The 16,076-nt window shown below is 72.1% G+C and carries 16 protein-coding genes; 6 read left to right on the plus strand and 10 right to left on the minus strand.

The annotated features are described in order from the left end of the window. The first annotated feature begins 33 nt into the window (after window positions 1-33). The 4 genes from ACH4FX_RS35565 (at window position 34) to ACH4FX_RS35580 (ending at window position 3,332) form a co-directional block, all read left to right on the plus strand. Window positions 34-762, plus strand: a complete 729-nt coding sequence (locus tag ACH4FX_RS35565; protein ID WP_398485596.1) for a type 1 glutamine amidotransferase — start codon at window positions 34-36, stop codon at window positions 760-762. A gap of 191 nt (window positions 763-953) precedes the next feature. Further along, window positions 954-1,979, plus strand: coding sequence for a 6-phosphofructokinase (locus tag ACH4FX_RS35570; RefSeq protein ID WP_398485597.1), 1,026 nt, complete (start codon window positions 954-956; stop codon window positions 1,977-1,979). Between the two features lie 107 nt (window positions 1,980-2,086). Then, a complete protein-coding gene (locus tag ACH4FX_RS35575; RefSeq protein WP_398485598.1) occupies window positions 2,087-3,052 on the plus strand; it encodes a cytochrome c oxidase assembly protein in 966 nt (321 codons plus the stop codon). 121 nt (window positions 3,053-3,173) lie between these two features. Further along, window positions 3,174-3,332 carry a hypothetical protein gene (locus ACH4FX_RS35580; RefSeq protein WP_398485599.1) on the plus strand — a complete coding sequence of 53 codons (159 nt, stop codon included), beginning with the start codon at window positions 3,174-3,176 and terminating at the stop codon, window positions 3,330-3,332. A 61-nt stretch (window positions 3,333-3,393) separates the two neighbouring features. Here ACH4FX_RS35580 and ACH4FX_RS35585 read toward each other — a convergent pair whose 3' ends face one another. From ACH4FX_RS35585 to ACH4FX_RS35600, 4 genes are all read right to left on the minus strand, one after another. Next, a complete protein-coding gene (locus ACH4FX_RS35585; RefSeq protein WP_398485600.1) occupies window positions 3,394-3,810 on the minus strand; it encodes an alpha/beta fold hydrolase in 417 nt (138 codons plus the stop codon). Further along, window positions 3,719-4,363, minus strand: a complete 645-nt coding sequence (locus ACH4FX_RS35590) for an epoxide hydrolase family protein (RefSeq protein WP_398485601.1) — start codon at window positions 4,361-4,363, stop codon at window positions 3,719-3,721. The genes ACH4FX_RS35585 and ACH4FX_RS35590 overlap by 92 nt, the downstream gene beginning before the upstream one ends. Before the next feature lie 175 nt (window positions 4,364-4,538). Further along, the gene (locus ACH4FX_RS35595; RefSeq protein ID WP_398485602.1) at window positions 4,539-5,123 is read right to left on the minus strand and encodes a dihydrofolate reductase family protein; all 585 of its coding nucleotides are present in this window, start codon (window positions 5,121-5,123) and stop codon (window positions 4,539-4,541) included. Between the two features lie 158 nt (window positions 5,124-5,281). Then, window positions 5,282-5,854, minus strand: a complete 573-nt coding sequence (locus ACH4FX_RS35600; protein WP_398485603.1) for a hypothetical protein — start codon at window positions 5,852-5,854, stop codon at window positions 5,282-5,284. A 368-nt stretch (window positions 5,855-6,222) separates the two neighbouring features. On the opposite strand from ACH4FX_RS35600, the gene ACH4FX_RS35605 reads away from it, so the two are divergent. Further along, entirely contained in the window at window positions 6,223-7,713 is a 1,491-nt protein-coding gene (locus ACH4FX_RS35605; protein ID WP_398485604.1) for a selenium-binding protein SBP56-related protein, read from the plus strand. Window positions 7,714-7,784: 71 nt separating this feature from the next. Here the strand turns inward: ACH4FX_RS35605 and ACH4FX_RS35610 are convergent, their stop codons facing one another. After that, window positions 7,785-8,804, minus strand: coding sequence for an Lrp/AsnC family transcriptional regulator (locus ACH4FX_RS35610; protein WP_398485605.1), 1,020 nt, complete (start codon window positions 8,802-8,804; stop codon window positions 7,785-7,787). A gap of 280 nt (window positions 8,805-9,084) precedes the next feature. On the opposite strand from ACH4FX_RS35610, the gene ACH4FX_RS35615 reads away from it, so the two are divergent. Beyond that, the gene (locus ACH4FX_RS35615; RefSeq protein WP_398485606.1) at window positions 9,085-9,795 is read left to right on the plus strand and encodes an alpha/beta hydrolase; all 711 of its coding nucleotides are present in this window, start codon (window positions 9,085-9,087) and stop codon (window positions 9,793-9,795) included. Between the two features lie 99 nt (window positions 9,796-9,894). On the opposite strand, the gene ACH4FX_RS35620 is transcribed toward ACH4FX_RS35615, so the two are convergent. The 5 genes from ACH4FX_RS35620 to ACH4FX_RS35640 all read right to left on the minus strand — a co-directional run bounded on the left by ACH4FX_RS35620 (window position 9,895) and on the right by ACH4FX_RS35640 (window position 16,048). After that, window positions 9,895-11,334, minus strand: coding sequence for an MFS transporter (locus ACH4FX_RS35620; RefSeq protein ID WP_398485607.1), 1,440 nt, complete (start codon window positions 11,332-11,334; stop codon window positions 9,895-9,897). Beyond that, a complete protein-coding gene (locus ACH4FX_RS35625; protein WP_398485608.1) occupies window positions 11,331-12,278 on the minus strand; it encodes a nucleoside hydrolase in 948 nt (315 codons plus the stop codon). Before ACH4FX_RS35625 ends, ACH4FX_RS35620 begins: the two co-directional genes overlap by 4 nt. A 305-nt stretch (window positions 12,279-12,583) precedes the next feature. After that, window positions 12,584-14,197 (minus strand): ATP-dependent DNA ligase, encoded by a 1,614-nt coding sequence (locus ACH4FX_RS35630; protein WP_398485609.1) that lies wholly within the window; start codon window positions 14,195-14,197, stop codon window positions 12,584-12,586. Between the two features lie 76 nt (window positions 14,198-14,273). Beyond that, window positions 14,274-15,170 (minus strand): carbohydrate ABC transporter permease, encoded by an 897-nt coding sequence (locus tag ACH4FX_RS35635; protein ID WP_398485610.1) that lies wholly within the window; start codon window positions 15,168-15,170, stop codon window positions 14,274-14,276. Continuing rightward, window positions 15,167-16,048: a carbohydrate ABC transporter permease gene (locus tag ACH4FX_RS35640; protein ID WP_398485611.1), complete on the minus strand. Its 882-nt coding sequence runs from the start codon at window positions 16,046-16,048 to the stop codon at window positions 15,167-15,169. Before ACH4FX_RS35640 ends, ACH4FX_RS35635 begins: the two co-directional genes overlap by 4 nt. Window positions 16,049-16,076: the final 28 nt, after the last annotated feature.

Raw genomic sequence — 16,076 nt, forward strand, 5'->3', positions numbered from 1 at the left:
CACCAGCGACCTTCACGACAAGGACGAGCGAGCATGAGTGACAACAGCCTGCGGCTGGTGTGGATCTACCCGGACCTGCTGAGCACGTACGGGGACCAGGGCAACGCCCTGGTGGTGGAGCGCCGGGCCCGCCAGCGCGGCCTGGACGTCCAGCGTCTCGACGTCCGCTCCGACCAGCAGATCCCCACCTCCGGCGACATCTACCTGATCGGCGGCGGCGAGGACCGGCCGCAGCGGCTGGCGGCCGAGCGGCTGCGCCGCGACGGCGGCCTGAACCGCGCGGTCGCCAACGGCGCGATCGTCTTCTCGGTGTGCGCCGGCTACCAGATCCTGGGCCACGAGTTCATCAACGACCTCGGGGAGCGGGAGCAGGGCCTGGGCCTGCTGGACGTGGTGAGCACCCGCGGCGAGGGCGAGCGGTGCGTCGGTGACGTGCTGGCCGACATCGACCCGCAGCTGAACCTGCCGCCGCTGACCGGTTTCGAGAACCACCAGGGCGTGACCCACCTGGGACAGACGGCCCGCCCGTTCGCCCGGGTCCGCTTCGGCCGGGGCAACGGCGTCGGCGACGGCTACGAGGGCGCGTACAACGACACCGTCTTCGGTACGTACATGCACGGCCCCGTCATGGCGCGCAACCCGCACATCGCCGACCTGCTGATCAAGCTGGCGCTGGACGTCAACGCGCTGCCGCCGGCCGACGACCGCTGGTACGAGGCGCTGCGGCAGGAGCGCATCGCCGCGGCCACCCAGCCCGCGTAACGATTCGCCGCATCCCGTACGCCCGCAGTGTGTCCGCACTGCGGGCGTACGTGTGCGCAGGGCCCCCGCGCTTGTAGGGTGAGCGCCATCCAAACCGGACGACGGGGTCCGGGCGTCCGGTCGAGAGCCTGCGCCCGCGCCCGGTCGTGGCCGGCGGGCAGGCTCTGATGTGCAGAGGGTCTGCGAGAACAATGCGTATTGGTGTGCTCACCTCCGGCGGCGACTGCCCCGGGCTGAACGCCGTCATCCGCTCCGTCGTCCACCGCGCCACCGCCGACCACGGCGACGAGGTGATCGGCTTCCGGGACGGCTGGAAGGGCCTGCTGGAGTGCGACTACCGCAAGCTGGACCTGGAGGCCGTCGGCGGCATCCTGGCGCGCGGCGGCACCATCCTGGGCTCGTCCCGGGTGCAGCCCGCGCACCTGCGGGACGGCGTGGAGCGGGCCCGCGGCCACGTGGCCGACCTGGGCCTGGACGCGATCATTCCGATCGGCGGCGAGGGGACGCTCAAGGCGGCCCGGCTGCTGTCCGACGCCGGGCTGCCGATCGTGGGCGTGCCCAAGACCATCGACAACGACATCGCCGCGACCGACGTCACTTTCGGCTTCGACACGGCGGTGGGCGTGGCCACCGACGCGCTGGACCGTCTGAAGACCACCGCGGAGTCGCACCAGCGCGTCCTGATCGTCGAGGTCATGGGCCGGCACACGGGGTGGATCGCGCTGCACTCCGGGATGGCGGCGGGCGCGCACGCCATCGTGGTGCCGGAGCGCCCGTTCGACGTGGCGGAGCTGACCCGCAAGGTCGGTGAGCGCTTCGAGGCGGGCAAGAAGTTCGCGATCGTGGTGGTCGCCGAGGGCGCCAAGCCGCGCGCGGGCTCGATGGCCTTCGACGCGGGCGGCACCGACATGTACGGGCACGAGCGGTTCGCCGGGGTGGCCCGGCAGCTGTCCCTGGAGCTGGAGCGGCGGCTCGGCAAGGAGGCCCGCGCGGTGATCCTGGGCCATGTGCAGCGGGGCGGCACGCCGACCGCGTACGACCGGGTGCTGGCGACCCGCTTCGGGTGGCACGCGGTGGAGGCGGCGCACCGCGGTGCCTTCGGCATGATGACGGCGCTGCGCGGCACCGACATCACGCTGGTGCCGCTGGCCGAGGCCGTGGAGACGCTCAAGACGGTGCCCGGGGACCGCTACGCCGAGGCGGAGTGCGTGCTGTAGCTCGTACGGTCCGTTCCCGCGGCCTGTTGACCGCCCCCGGCCGTGGTCCCGGCCGGGGGCGGTTCTAGTCTGGTCGCGGAGTATCGGTACGAATCAGGAGCGAGCGGATGGATCACGGCGGGCACGGCATGAACATGGATCTGCCGCCGTTCACGCTGGGGCGCGGCATGGAGTTCGGCGGGGACCCGTTCTTCCTGATCGGCTGCCTGGTGGGGCTGGTGCTGTACGGCTGGGCGGTGCTGCGGCTGCGGCGCCGCGGTGATCACTGGCCGGTGGGCCGGACGGTCGCCTGGGTCGTCGGCGTCCTGACCGTGGCGCTGGTGATGTGCACCAAGCTGAACGACTACGGCATGGTCATGTTCAGCGTGCACATGGTGCAGCACATGGTGATCAGCATGCTGTCGCCGATCCTGCTGCTGCTCGGCGCGCCGGTGACGCTGACGCTGCGCGCGCTGCCGGCCGCCGGACGGGGCCGCAAGGGGCCGCGCGAGCTGCTGGTGGCGCTGCTGCACAGCCGGTACATGCGGGTGATCACGCACGCGGCGTTCACCATCCCGATGTTCATCGCGAGCCTGTACGCGCTGTACTTCACGCCGCTGTTCGACTTCCTGATGCAGTCCAGGGCCGGGCACATCGCGATGATGGTGCACTTCCTGGCGGTGGGCCTGGTCTTCTTCTGGCCGATCATGGGCGTGGACCCCGGGCCGCACCGGCCGGGCCACGTGATGCGGATGCTGGAGCTGTTCGCGGGCATGCCCTTCCACGCGTTCTTCGGCATCGCGCTGATGATGGGCACCGAGACGATGATCAAGACGTTCGAGAACCCGCCGGCCTCCCTGGGGATCGACGCGCTCGGCGACCAGAGCGCGGCCGGCGGCATCGCCTGGGCCTTCAGCGAGATCCCGTCGGTGCTGGTGCTCGTGGCGCTGCTGTACCAGTGGTACAAGTCCGAGGAACGCCAGAACCAGCGCAAGGACCGCGCGGCGGCGCGGGACGGCGACCAGGAGCTGGTGGCGTACAACGCCTACCTCGCCTCGCTCCAGGCCCGTGGCCGGCAGGGTGGCGCGGGGTGACGGGGCGCTGACCGGAGGTCACGCACGACAGCTGGCGGTACGGGCCGCGGCCGGGGACCATGTCCTCAAGGCCGCGGCCCGCGGCGTTGGGCCACCGGGCCGCCGTGAGGAGGTTGCGGGGATGCCCGGATCCGCGAAGGCGATGGCGGCGTGCACGGTGGGCGGACTGGTCGTGGCGACGGCCTACACCGTGGCGCTGGGTGGCAGTGGCTGGCTCTGGTTCGCCTGGGTGGTGCTGGCCCTGGTCACGGTCGGAGTGGTGGCGGCACGGCCGTCGTGAGACCGGTGCGCGCCCGTACGGGCCCGGCGTTCGGCCCGGGCCCGTACGGGCGCCGCCGTCCTCACTCCCGCAGACCGCGGAAGAACGCGCGTACGTCCTCGACCAGCGACTCCGGTGCCTGGAGCGAGGCGAAGTGCCCGCCGGCCGGGTACTCCGTCCACCGGACGATCCGGTGCGACAGCTCCGCCAGTCCGCGTACGGCGCGATCGCCCGGGAAGTTGGCCACCGCGGTGGGCACACCCGACGGCCCGGGCCGCCCCCAGCCGTCCGCGCCCGCTTCGCGGTAGAGGCGGGCGGCGGAGCCGGCGGTGCCGGTGAGCCAGAGGATGGTGACGTTGGTCAGGACGGCGTCCCGGCCGGGCACCGGCCGGCGGGTCCGCGTCGGATCATGGTCGACGAACCACTCCAGGTTCCAGGCGAGTTGGCCGGCCGGTGAGTCGTTGAGCGCGTAGGCGACGGTCTGCGGCCGGGTGCTCATCTGGGTGGCGTAGCCGGAGTGCTCGTACCACCACGCCGCGTTCTTCTCGGCCTGCTTGCGCTCGGCCGCGGTGAGGTGCTCCAGTTCGCCGGGTGCCCCGTCCCCGGTCCCGGGTCGGTCCGGAGAAGCCGAACCCGGGCACGGAGGGCGCGACGACGTGGAAGGCGTCCGCCGGGTCCCCGCCGTGCGCCCGGGGGTCGGTGAGCGGGCCGATGATGTCCAGGAAGTCGCCCACCGTGCTCGGCCAGCCGTGCGTGATGATCAGCGGCGTGGCGTCCGGCTCCGGGGAGCGGACGTGCAGGAAGTGCACGCGCTGCCCGTCGATGACCGTGCTGAACTGCGGGAACCCGTTGAACCTCGCCTCCTGGGCCCGCCAGTCGTAGCCATCGGCCCAGTACCCGACGAGGTCCCGCAGATACGGCAGGGCAACGCCGTAGTCCCAGTCCGCGCCGGGCAGTTCGTCGGGCCAGCGGGTCCTGAGCAGGCGGTCCCGCAGGTCGTCGAGGTCGGCCTGCGGGATGTCGATACGGAAGGGCGCGATGCTTGATTCCATGCGGCCACGCTAGGAAGCGTTGCGGTCAGGCAGCGTCCGCATCGGAGGGAGGGACCGGTTCGTCCTCGCCCGGGAGCCGGACGGCGGTGCCGCACGCGGCCACCGGCCGCACCGCACCGCCGTACCGGCTCCGCACCGCACCGCCGTACCGGCTCCCCGCCGGGCCGCCGGGCGGTCAGCGCTTGCGGGTGTACTTGCGGACCAGGACGCCGTTGTCGAAGGTGCGGACCCAGTCCAGCGTGAAATCCGTGACTGAGAAGCCGGTGCCGAACATCGGCATGCCGGCGCCGTAGACCTCTGGATACGTCTTGATCACCAGTTCGTCCACCTCGTCGAGCAGTGCGCCCGCCAGCTGCGAGCCGCCGCAGAGCCAGATGTCCAGACCGCTCTCCTCGGCCTTGAGCGCACGGACGGCGCCGACCAGGTCCTCGGTGATCAGCTGCACGTTCGGGTCGGGCGACTCCCCGATGCCACGGGAGGCCACGTACTCGCGCAGATGGCCGTACGGGCTGGTGAGACCGGCGTCCAGCCCCAGCTGGTAGCTGCCGCGCCCCTGGATCACCGTGTCGAACTTCTGGTTCGCCGCGTCGTGGAAGCCCAGGATGCGGCGGCCCTCGGCCGAGATGGTCTCCGGGTACTCCGTCTTCAGGAACTCCAGGAACTCCTCGGTCACGAACCGCATCATCGACGACGCGTCACCGTTCGGGTCGCCGATGAAGCCGTCGATCGAGCAGGCCACGAAGTAGGTGAGCTTGCGCAAAAGGTCCTCTTTCCGCCGGCGATGCGGCGGGCGCATCGCAGTCAGGGCCGGTACGGCGGCGGACGGGCACACCCCGCCGCCGCAACCACTTCGCCCATAGTGCTTCAGGCGTAGTGGTTGCGCAAGCTTTTTGCCCGGTACGGCGCGGCAGACGCCGCTCAGGAGTGGGCGACATCCACGATGAGCTGGTTCTTCTGCTGGATGACGCGGAACGGGAGCCGCTTGGCGACTCCCAGGCCTATCTGCGTGTCGCCCTCGAAACTGGCCGCGAACCGGGTGTCCTTGAAGGTCCGGTAGCCCGCGACGCTGACGCCCGGCAGCGGCTTGCCGGCCTTGCCCGGATACGTCGTGCCGCCCGTGCCCGGGTCGTAGCTCGGCGCCGCCACCCGGATCTCCAGGATGGCCCCGCCGCCGACCTGGATGCGGTCGCCGGAACCGTCCTGGTGCAGCTCCTTCACATAGCCGATCCGGTAGCCGACCGGCTTGCCGCCGGCGGTCGGCACCTCGAAGACCATCCGGTCGAAGCAGTCGTGCCGCCCGGTCCGGATGCTCCTCAGCGGCTGGTGGTCGTTCGCGTCGGCGGACTTCAGGGCGCTCCCCCACCCGGCGGTGTCGCACTTGGCCGCCGCGGCGGTCCCCGTCGCGGACGCCGCCGTCGCCGGGCCCGCCGTCGCCGACACCGCCGCGCCTGCCAGTACGACCGCGGTCAGCACCGTGCCCAATCGTCGCATCGCATACCCCGTATCCCGTCGCGTTCCATCGCATGCCGATGGTTCGTCATGGTCCGTCCATGTCCCGGCCCGGCCGGTCGGATCCGGTCGGCCCGTACATGCGATCATCGCGCACGGGTCTGATAACGCGGCCCGCCGGCACCGGATTTCGGCCGTCGCCCGGGGCGGGGCCTGGATGCCCTTGGCGGCGAAAACGCCCTGTGCGAGGCTCGCTGCGACGGCGGGGGCCGCCTGCACCCACCACCCCCGCCGGCACCGGTTCGTACGGATGCCGATACGGCCGCCCGCCACGGACAGGCCGGCGCAGCGCCCCAACACGCCGGCCGACGGGCCGAGGAGCCGGCCGTGGAACCAAGGAGAGCCAGAAGATGACCACTTCTGATCATGCCGGCCGGTCCCCGCACACCGGCCGCCCCGGACACACCGGCCACCCCGGCCACGCCGGACACCCGGCACCATCCGGCCATCCCGACCCGACCCTCTACCGTTCCCCCTCCGACGCCATCGCCGCTCCCCCGGAACGGCTCGCCTACCTCGTCGGCTTCGACCGCTCCGCGCAGCGCCCGGACGCGCTGATCGTCATGGACACCGACCCGGGATCGAGTTCGTACGGACGGGTGCTGCACCTCGCCGACGTACCCGGCCTGGGCGACGAACTGCACCACTTCGGCTGGAACGCCTGCTCCAGCGCCCTCGCCCACGAAGGCCACCACCGGCCCGAACGGCGCTACTTACTGACCCCGGGACTGCGCTCCTCCCGGCTGCACGTCTTCGACACCCACCCGGACCCTGCCCGCCCCCGCCTGGTCAAGGTGATCGAACCGGCCGAACTGGCCGACAAGGCGGGCTACTCACGGCCGCACACCCTGCACTGCGGCCCCGGCGGCGTCCTGCTGTCCTGCCTCGGCGGCGCGCACGGCGACGACGGGCCGGGCGGTGTCGCGCTGCTCGACCACGAGACGTTCGACGTGCTGCGTGCCTGGGAGACGGACCGCGGTCCGCAGCGTCTGGCCTATGACGTCTGGTGGCACCTCCAGCACAACATCGCCGTGACCAGCGAGTGGGGCACGCCATCGATGATCGAGGACGGCGTCGACCCGGAACTGCTGCGCGGCCGCTCGTACGGCCACGCGCTGCACTTCTGGGAGCTGGACTCCGGCCGCCACCTGCAACGCGTCGATCTGGGCGAGGAACACCAGATGGTGCTGGAGCTGCGGCCCGCCCATGACCCGGCGGCGACCTGGGGCTTCGCGGGCGTCGTGGTGAGCGCGGCGGATCTGTCGGCGTCGGTGTGGCGGTGGCAGCGCGAGGACGACGGGCGGTTCACGGCCCGCAAGGTGATCACGATTCCGGCGGAGCCCGCCAAGGAGGAGGGGCTGCCGCCGGTGCTCAAGCCGTTCGGCGCGGTGCCGCCGCTGGTCACCGACATCAACCTGTCGGTGGACGACCGCTGGCTGTACGTGTCGGCCTGGGGCACCGGCGAACTCCACCAGTACGACGTGCGCGACCCCGGCCGCCCCCGCCGCACCGCGTCCGTCCGGCTCGGCGGCATCACCGCACGGCAGCCGCACCCGGCGGTGCCCGGCCTGCCGCTCACCGGCGGTCCGCAAATGGTCGAACTCAGCCGCGACGGGCGCCGGGTGTACCTCACCAACAGTCTGTACGGTTCCTGGGACGACCAGTTTTATCCAGACGGCATCCACCCCTGGCTCGCCAAGCTCGACGCCGACACGGAGAACGGCGGCCTCACCCCCGACCTCCGCTTCTTCCCGCACGGCGAGGACTTCCGCGGACTGCGCGTCCATCAGGCCCGGTTGCAGGGCGGCGACGCGTCGTCCGACTCGTACTGCTACCGCTGACCGCGGCCGGAGCGGGCACGGACCGGTTCCGCGGAGCTTCTGCCCGGTCGGGAGCGTGGCGGGAGGGGACGTCACGCCCTGCCCGGCAGATACGGGCCGGGGCCTTTCACGGTGCGGTGGACGGGGGCGGTGGCCACGTGCCGCAGGCCGGGCAGGGCGGCCACCGACTCGGTGACGTAGCGGTAGAAGACCTGCGCGGTGGTGACGTCGGTGGCGGCGTAGAGGTTGGCCGTGCCGGTCACGGCGGCGGCGAAGGACACCTCCGGGTGCGCGGCGAGCGCCGCTCCCGCTTCGGCGAGGCGGGAGGGTTCGACCTCCAGCCACAGCGCGGCCCGGAACCGCTCCCGCAGGACGTCCGGGTGGTACTCCACGTCGAAGTACAGGACGCCGCTGGTGCGCAGTTCGGTGATCCGGCGGCGTACGGTCGACTGCGACAGGCCGGTGGCGGTGGCCAGCTCACCGGGGGACGCGCGGCCGTCCCTGGCGAGCAGGTCGAGCAGGTGCCGGTCGCCGTCGTCCAGTGTCACCGGCGGCGTGGCGTCCGTGACCGGTACGGGCGCTACCCGCGGGGTGAGTGCCTTGACCTGGGCGGCCGTCAGCGGTCCGCGCTTGTTGATGGCGCTGAGGTCACGGCCGAAGAAGATGTGCAGCAGGCAGTGCGCGGACACGTCCACCACCTGTGGTGTGCGGGGCAGTTTCTGGAGGAGCAGCGTTTCCTCCAGGCCGGGGCCTCGGGTCCGTACCGCGCAGGTGATCTCGGTGCCACCGGAGTTGATGCCGACCCAGCTGGTGTCCGTACGGCGTGCCAGTGCCTCTCCGAGGGAGACGGCCGCGTCGGGCGTGCAGCGTACGCGCACGATCCAGCGGGAGTCCCCCAGCCGCGCCGGGTCGGTCAGGCCGAGGACCCGGAGCTTCCCGGCGGACCGCAACCGGGTCCAGCGGCGGGCGGCGGTCTGGTCCGACACCCCGAGAGCGTCCGCGATCTCGCGGAACGAGGCGCGCCCGTTGATCTGGAGGGCGTGCGCCAGTGCCGTGTCCTCGTCCGACAGGTTGCGGTCCGGACGGACGGGGGTGTCGAGATACGTCTTCATTCTGCCCATGATGTCGGTTCCGGGCGTGGGAAAGTCACTGGCGCGGGGATTCGCCTGTCGTGTTCGATGATCTCTTGTGGGGCCGCGCGGCGGTCCGGCCTGTTCCGGTCGTGGTCGCGGTTCCCTATCCGGGTCCGGTTCCGGCCGGGATCCGGGACGTACGACCGTCCCGGGTCCGTGCGGCCCGCCAGCCGACCGGCCGGGTCCCTCCGCAGCCCTCCCCGGCCATTCCGACCTTGCCCCGACCGTTCAGAACCCTCGACCCTTCAGGAGTCCCGCCGTGCCCGCCTCACCCGCCTGCCCGTCCTTCCTCCTCGTCCACGGCGCCTGGCACCGGCCGTCGTGCTGGTCCCCACTCCAGGACGTCCTCGCCGCCGACGGCCTGCGGTCCCACACGGTCGCGCTGCCCAGTTCCGGCCCGCAGGGCACGCCCGCCGCCGGTGTGTACGACGACGCCGAGGCGATATCCGCGCGGCTGCGCGAGTTCGAGGGCCCGGTGATCGTCGTCGGCCATTCCTACGGCGGTGTCCCCGTCACCGAGGCGGCCGCCGGTCACCGGCACGTCGCCCACCTCGTCTATCTCACGGCCTACATGCCGGCCGAGGGCGAATCGCTCGGCAGCCTGCACGGCCGCGACGCGTCCAGGCCCGTGGACCTCAACGGTGTGCAGCCCCCTGTCTTCGAGGACCCGCGTGCGGCGCTGTACGGGGACGTTCCCGCCGACCGGGCCGAGTGGGCCCTCGGCCGGCTCGTCGAGCAGAGCCGGCGGTCGTTCCAGGAGCCGGTGACCCGCGCGGCGTGGCGGACCGTGCCCTCCACGTACGTGATCTGCGAAGGCGACCAGGCGCTCCGGCCCGCGCTGCAGACGAAGATGTCCGCGAACGCCACCCGGGTCGAACGGCTCGGCACCGGCCACTCCCCCTTCCTCGCGGCGCCCGCCGAGCTGGCCGCCCTCCTCGGGCGGATCGCCGCCGACGCCACCGACGGGTGACGCGCAACGGCCCGGCCCCTCCTCGGGCGAGGAGGGGCCGGGCCGTTCGGTGCCGCCGCGCCGGGGCGCTCAGCGGCGTTCCCCCATGCGCCGCGGCGTTCACTCGTGCGCTTCGGCCTCCACCGGCTTCGGGATCAGGAACGAGGTCGCGACGGCGACGGCCATGATGACCACACCCGCGATCATTCCGGCGGTGTAGCCGGAGGCGGACGCCGGGTCGTCGGCCGGGGCGGCGGTCTTGACCGCGTACAGCACGGCGAAGCTGAGGCCGGAGCCGAGGTTGAAGGCGCCGGCGTTCAGACCGGGCAGGAAGCCCGGGTTCTCCTTGGGCGACAGGACGATGCCGAGCCCGTTGAGGACGATGTTCGCCACGCCCGCGTAGGTGATGCCGACGAGGATGGAGGCGGCCAGCAGCAGCCCGCGGGAGTGGGCGGAGAGCGTGACGATCATCAGCACGACGGTCGCCGCCGCGCCGATCAGGCCCAGCCGCAGCACCCGGCCGTAGCCGAAGGTGGCCGCCAGCCGGCCGGCGAGCGGGCCCATGGCCAGTCCGGCGATGGCGTACGGGGTCAGCGTCCACCACGCGGACTGCTCGGCCGACATGCCGAGCCCGGCCTGGGCGTCCTGCGCGAACGCCGGGATGAGTCCGTTCATGACGGCGAACACGCCGGTCATCGTCAGCATCGTGGTCAGCAGCGTCGCCCAGGTCGAGCGCTGCCGCAGGTGCCGTGTCGCGACCAGGGGGTGCCCGGAGCGGTCCTCGGTGCGCCAGAACAGCCAGAACGCGGCCGCGGCCACGACCACCAGGACCGTGATCAGCGGCCAGTTCGCGGCGGCCAGCTTGCCCGCCTCGTTGAGCGCGACGAGCAGCGAGCCGACGGAGACCACCAGCAGCACGACGCCGGGCCAGTCCATCCGGTGGCTGTCGGGCACCTTGGACTCGGGGGTCAGGGTGGCGACGAGGGCGGTGGCGATCACGGCGACGACGGCCATCGCCCAGAAGACCGCCGCGAAGCCGTGCCGGTCGGCGAGGTAGCCGCCGGCCAGCGAGTCGACACCGGCGATGCCGCCGTTGACCGCGGTGATCACGCCCAGCAGGGTGCCGTACCGCTTGGGCTCGGTGACCTCGATCCGGAGCATGATCAGGCACAGCGGCACGGTCGGGCCGGAGACGCCCTGGATGACACGGCCGACGAACAGCATCGGCACGCTCTGCGCCAGCGCCGCGACCACACAGCCGACGACCATCAGGGCCATCATGCCGGCGAGCACCTTGCGGCGGCCGACGATGTCCCCGAGGCGCGGCAGGAACAGCGAGAACAGCGCCGCCGAGGTGAAGAACGCGGTCTGGGTCAGCCCGATCTCGGCCGAGGTGGCACCGAGGCTGTCCTCGATGTTCTTCAGCGCGGGGCTGAGCATGCTGGCGTTGAGCTGGAAGGCGATGCAGGCCGTCAGCAGCGCGGTGACCAGCACGCCGACCCGTACGGTGCGCCCGGGGCCCGTCGCTTCGGCGGGCCGGGCGGTGTGCGGTGCGCTCATGCCTCGACGTCACCGATGCGTTCGAGGGCGTCCACCACCAGGTTCCAGAACCGTTCGTGGTCGAGCCGGACCGCGACCTGGGTGCGGCAGTCCTCGGGGATCGGCCAGCGGAAGTCGGTGACCGTCATGCCCATGGTCAGACCGCCGGTCAGCTCGATGTCCACCGGGGCCTTGCGGACGGTCATCACGTCCGGGTCGATGACGTACGCGACGGCGCACGGGTCGTGCACGGGCGGGTACTCGAAGCCCTGGTTCTCCCGGTAGGCGTCGCGGAAGAAGTCCAGCAGCTCCAGGACGAAACCGGCGGGCCTGGTGCCCACCGCGGCGATCTTCTTGGTGACCTCGGGCGTGGCCAGCGCCTGGTGGGTGAGGTCGAGGCCGACCATGGTCACCGGCCAGCGCTCGTTGAAGACGATGTGCGCGGCGTGCGGGTCGATGACGATGTTGAACTCGGCGACCGCGCTCCAGTTGCCCTCGTGGTAGCCGCCGCCCATCAGCACGACCTCGCGGACGCGCTCGGCGATCCGGGGCTCCTTGCGCACGGCCATCGCGATGTTCGTCAGGCCCGCGGTCGGCACGATGGTGATCTCGCCCGGCTCGTGGGACATCACGGTGTCGATGATGAGGTCGACGGCGTGCCGGCGGTCGAGGTCGATGTTCGGTTCGGGCAGGTCCGGACCGTCCAGCCCGGTGTCGCCGTGGATCTCCGGCGCGTTCTCGATGGTCCGTACGAGGGGCCGGGGGCAGCCGGCCGCGAACGGCACGCCGGTGATGCCGGCGATCCGGGCGACGGACAGCGCGTTGCGGGTGACCTTCTCCAGGGTCTGGTTCCCGACCACGGTCGTGACGGCGACCAGGTCGATGTCGGGATTGCCGTGCGCCAGGAGCATGGCGATGGCGTCGTCGTGCCCGGGGTCGCAGTCGAGAATAATCTTTCTGGCCAACGGAAGAGCCCCTTTGCTCAGCTGAAGGTGTTGAAGTGGATCTCTTGGTGCACAGCAGAAGGGCTGTTACCGAAAGAGCGCGGACGGACGGCGGCGCACCGGCCCGGCGGTCGGGGCCGACCACGGCTGGCGCTACCGGGCACCTCCCCTTCGACACGGATCGGGTAATCGATTTCACGGAGGCGGTGCCTTCGTGCAAGGCCCTGACCAGCGATCGAGGCCCTGTCCGTCATAGTGCCAGAGCAAACGCGCGCGGCGGGCATCCGGGGCGCCGCGGGGCCCGGACGCCCCAGGAGGCATGGCGGTCAGCCGTCGCGGTCCGGCCCTTCGGGGCGCTCCGGCCCGCCGGTCGCGCCCCTACCGCCGGCGGCGTCCGGTGCCGGGCGGTCGTGCGCGGCGAGGACCGTCTCGATGGTGTCCGCCTCGGCGGCCGTCTTGTCTTCGCGATAGCGCAGCACCCGGGCGAACCGCAGCGTCACGCCCGCCGGGTAGCGGGTCGAGGTCTGGAGGCCGTCGTACGCGATCTCGACGACCAGCTCGGGGCGTACGGTCACGACGTGGCCGGTCTCGTCCACCGCCAGCTCGCGCAAACGTTCCGTCTGCCAGGCCAGCAGGGCGTCGGTGAGCCCCTTGAAGGTCTTGCCGAGCATCACGAACGTGCCGTCCGGGCCGCGCGCGCCGAGGTGGAGGTTGGAGAGCTTGCCGGTGCGGCGGCCGTGGCCCCACTCGGCGGCCAGCACCACCAGGTCGAGGGTGTGCACCGGTTTGACCTTCAGCCAGGCGGCGCCGCGGCGGCCCGCGCTGTACGGCGCGTCCAGCGCCTTGACCATGACTCCCTCGTGGCCCCGGCGCAGGGTCTCGGCCCAGAAGTCCTCGGCGGCCTCGCGCGCGGCGGTGTCGGCCGGGTCGTCGACCACCGTCCGGCGTACCCGTCGCTCCTGCGGGACCAGCCGGACCAGTTCCGCGTGCCGCCGGTCGCCGGGCAGGTCCAGCAGGTCCTGGTCGCCGACGGCGAGGACGTCGAAGAAGACCGGCGAGAGCGGCAGCGCGGCCCGTGCGGCGGCCACGTCCACGCGTGAGCCGAAGCGGCCCGCGATCCGCTGGAACGGCAGCGGGCGCCCGTCCTCGCCGAGCGCGATCACCTCGCCGTCCAGGACGAAGCACGGCGCGTCGAGGGCGAGCGCGGCCTCGGTGATCTCGGGGAGCCGGTCGGTGACGTCGTCGAGGGTGCGGGTGTAGATCCGTACGTACGGGCCGTCCCGGTGCACCTGCACCCGGATGCCGTCCAGCTTCTCCTCCACCGCGCACCGGCCGGCCTTGTCGATCGCCTCGGCCAGGGACTTCGTCCCGTGCGCCAGCATCGGCCCGACGGGCCGCCCCACCGTCAGCCGGAACCCGGCCAGCGCCGAAGCCCCCTCGGCGAGCAGGCCGCGGGCCACTTCCTCCAGGGACCCGGCCAGCATCACGGCCCGCCGTACGTCCGCGACCGGCACCCCGGCCGCCGCGGCGATCCCTTCGGCGGCGACGGCGTCCAGCGCTCCCTGCCGTACTTCGCCGGTCAGCAGGCCGACGAGGAACCGCTGCTCCTCCGCGGTCGCCGCGCCCAGCAGCTCCTGGACGAGGCGGCGGCGCTCGGCCTGGGAGCCGGGCCCCGTGACGGCGGCCAGGGCGGTCAGGGCCGCGTCGGTGCCGAGGACGGTCAGCGTGGCGGTGCCCGCGGGCGGCGCAGGGTCCCGCAGGACGCTCCAGCCGACCCCGATCCGCCCCTGCGGCAGCCGCCCGGCCAGGTAGGCGATGGCGATCGGCGCATCGTCCGGGCCGGCCTGGCGGAACAGTCCGGCCAGCAGCTTGATCTTCTGGGACCGCGCCGAGGTGGCGGCGACCTCCCCGGACACACGTGCGAGACGGGCCAGCAGCATGGCAACATCCTGCAACGGTGCCGCCGCCCCCGCACGATCACCGGCCCGCCGCGCCGCGCCGCCCGGGCTCCGCCCCTCATTTGCCGATGCCCTCGGAGAGGCCGCGGACGAAGTGCCGCCGGGCGACCAGGAAGATCACGATCATGGGCAGCGCGGCGATGGTCAGCCCGGCGAAGAGCACCGGCCAGTCGGAGTTCAGGCGCCCGGCCATGTCGGCGAGCCCCACGGGCAGCGTCTTGAGGTGGTCGTCGGTGATGAAGACGAGCGCGAAGGCGTATTCGTTCCAGGAGAAGAGCGCCTGGAGGAGCGCGGCGGAGACCAGGATCGGCCGGGCCATCGGGACGACCACGCGCCAGAAGGTCTGCCAGCGGCTCGCCCCGTCGATCAGGGCCGCCTCCTCCACCTCCACCGGCTGGCCCAGCAGATAGGCGCGGATCAGGAAGGTGGTGAACGGCACCTTGAACGCGGTGTAGAGGACGATCAGCGCCCAGTACGTGTCGTAGATGTGCAGCGCCTGGAGGAGCTGTGTGAGCGGGACCAGCGCCACGGTCGGCGAGAGCATCATGGCGCCGAGGACGAGCAGCAGCGCCGGCTGGGAGAAGGGGACGGCGAGCCGGGTCAGTCCGTACGCGGCCCAGGCGCTGATCAGGACGACGGCGAGGACGCTGGCGGCGGTGACGAGCGCGCTGTTGAGCAGGTAGCCGAGCACCCCCTGGTGCCAGGCGTCGGCGTACGTCCCCCAGGCGGGGTGCGCGGGCAGCCCCCACGGGTCGGAGAAGATCTCCCCATTGGTCTTCAGGCCGGACAGGGCCATCCAGCACAGCGGGTAGACGACCGCGACGGCGAGCGCGGCGAGCGCGCAGTACGTGAGGAGGCGCAGCACGACCGAGCCGGAGCGGGTGGGGCCGCGGCGCTCGGCGGGCGCGGCCGGCGGGGCGTCCGCCGGGGCGGGCTGGTGCAGGGTCAGGGTCATGCCGTGACCGCCTTCCGGCGCGAGTGGAGGAGCTGGACGGCGCCGGCCAGGAAGGTGATGGCGAACATGACGGTGCCGATGGCCGCGGCGTACCCCATGTCGTCCCCGGTGAAGGCGCCGGCGTACAGCCAGGTGCCCAGCGTCTGGCTGGAGTTGGAGGGGCCGCCGCCGGTCATCACCATCACCTCGTTGAACACCAGGAAGGCGCCGGAGACGGTGAGGATGACGAGCAGGGTCGTCATCTCGCGGACCATCGGGACGGTGACGGCGAAGAAGGTGCGGACGCGGCCCGCGCCGTCCACCGTCGCCGCCTCGTACAGCTCGCGCGGGATGCGCTGGACGGCGACCGTCAGCAGCAGCGTGGTGTAGCCGAAGGACTGCCACTGGCTCATGGCGATGACACCCCAGATGGAGGTGTCCGGGTCGCCCAGCCAGTCGTGTGCGAACCGGCCGAGGCCGAGGGTGTCCAGCGCGCTGTTGAGGAGCCCGGCGTCCGGCTGGTAGAGGAACTGGAAGAGCAGTCCGCAGACCGTCATGGAGACGGCCGCGGGGATGAAGTAGACCGTCCGCAGCAGCCCGCTCAGCCGCCGCCCGATGACCGCTTCCAGGATCGCGGCCAGCACGAGTGCCGCGCCGACCTGGAAGACGACCGACGTGACGGCGTAGCAGAGGTTGTTCGCCAGCGCCTTCCAGAAGACCGGGTCCTGGAGGGCTTGCCGGTAGTTCTCCAGGCCGACGTAGCGCATGCCGGGCTGGAAGACGCTGAACTTGAAGAGGCTGAGCCGGACGTTCTCCACGATCGGGTAGTAGACGAACAGGGCGATCAGGGCGAGGGCGGGGGCGGCGTACAGGGCGTGGCGGAATCGGCGTCGCTGCATGACGGCGGCACCTCCTTCGGGAAGTCGG

Origin of the sequence: Streptomyces sp. NPDC018019, from assembly GCF_044327805.1 — a bacterium.
Classification (GTDB): Bacteria; Actinomycetota; Actinomycetes; order Streptomycetales; family Streptomycetaceae; genus Streptomyces.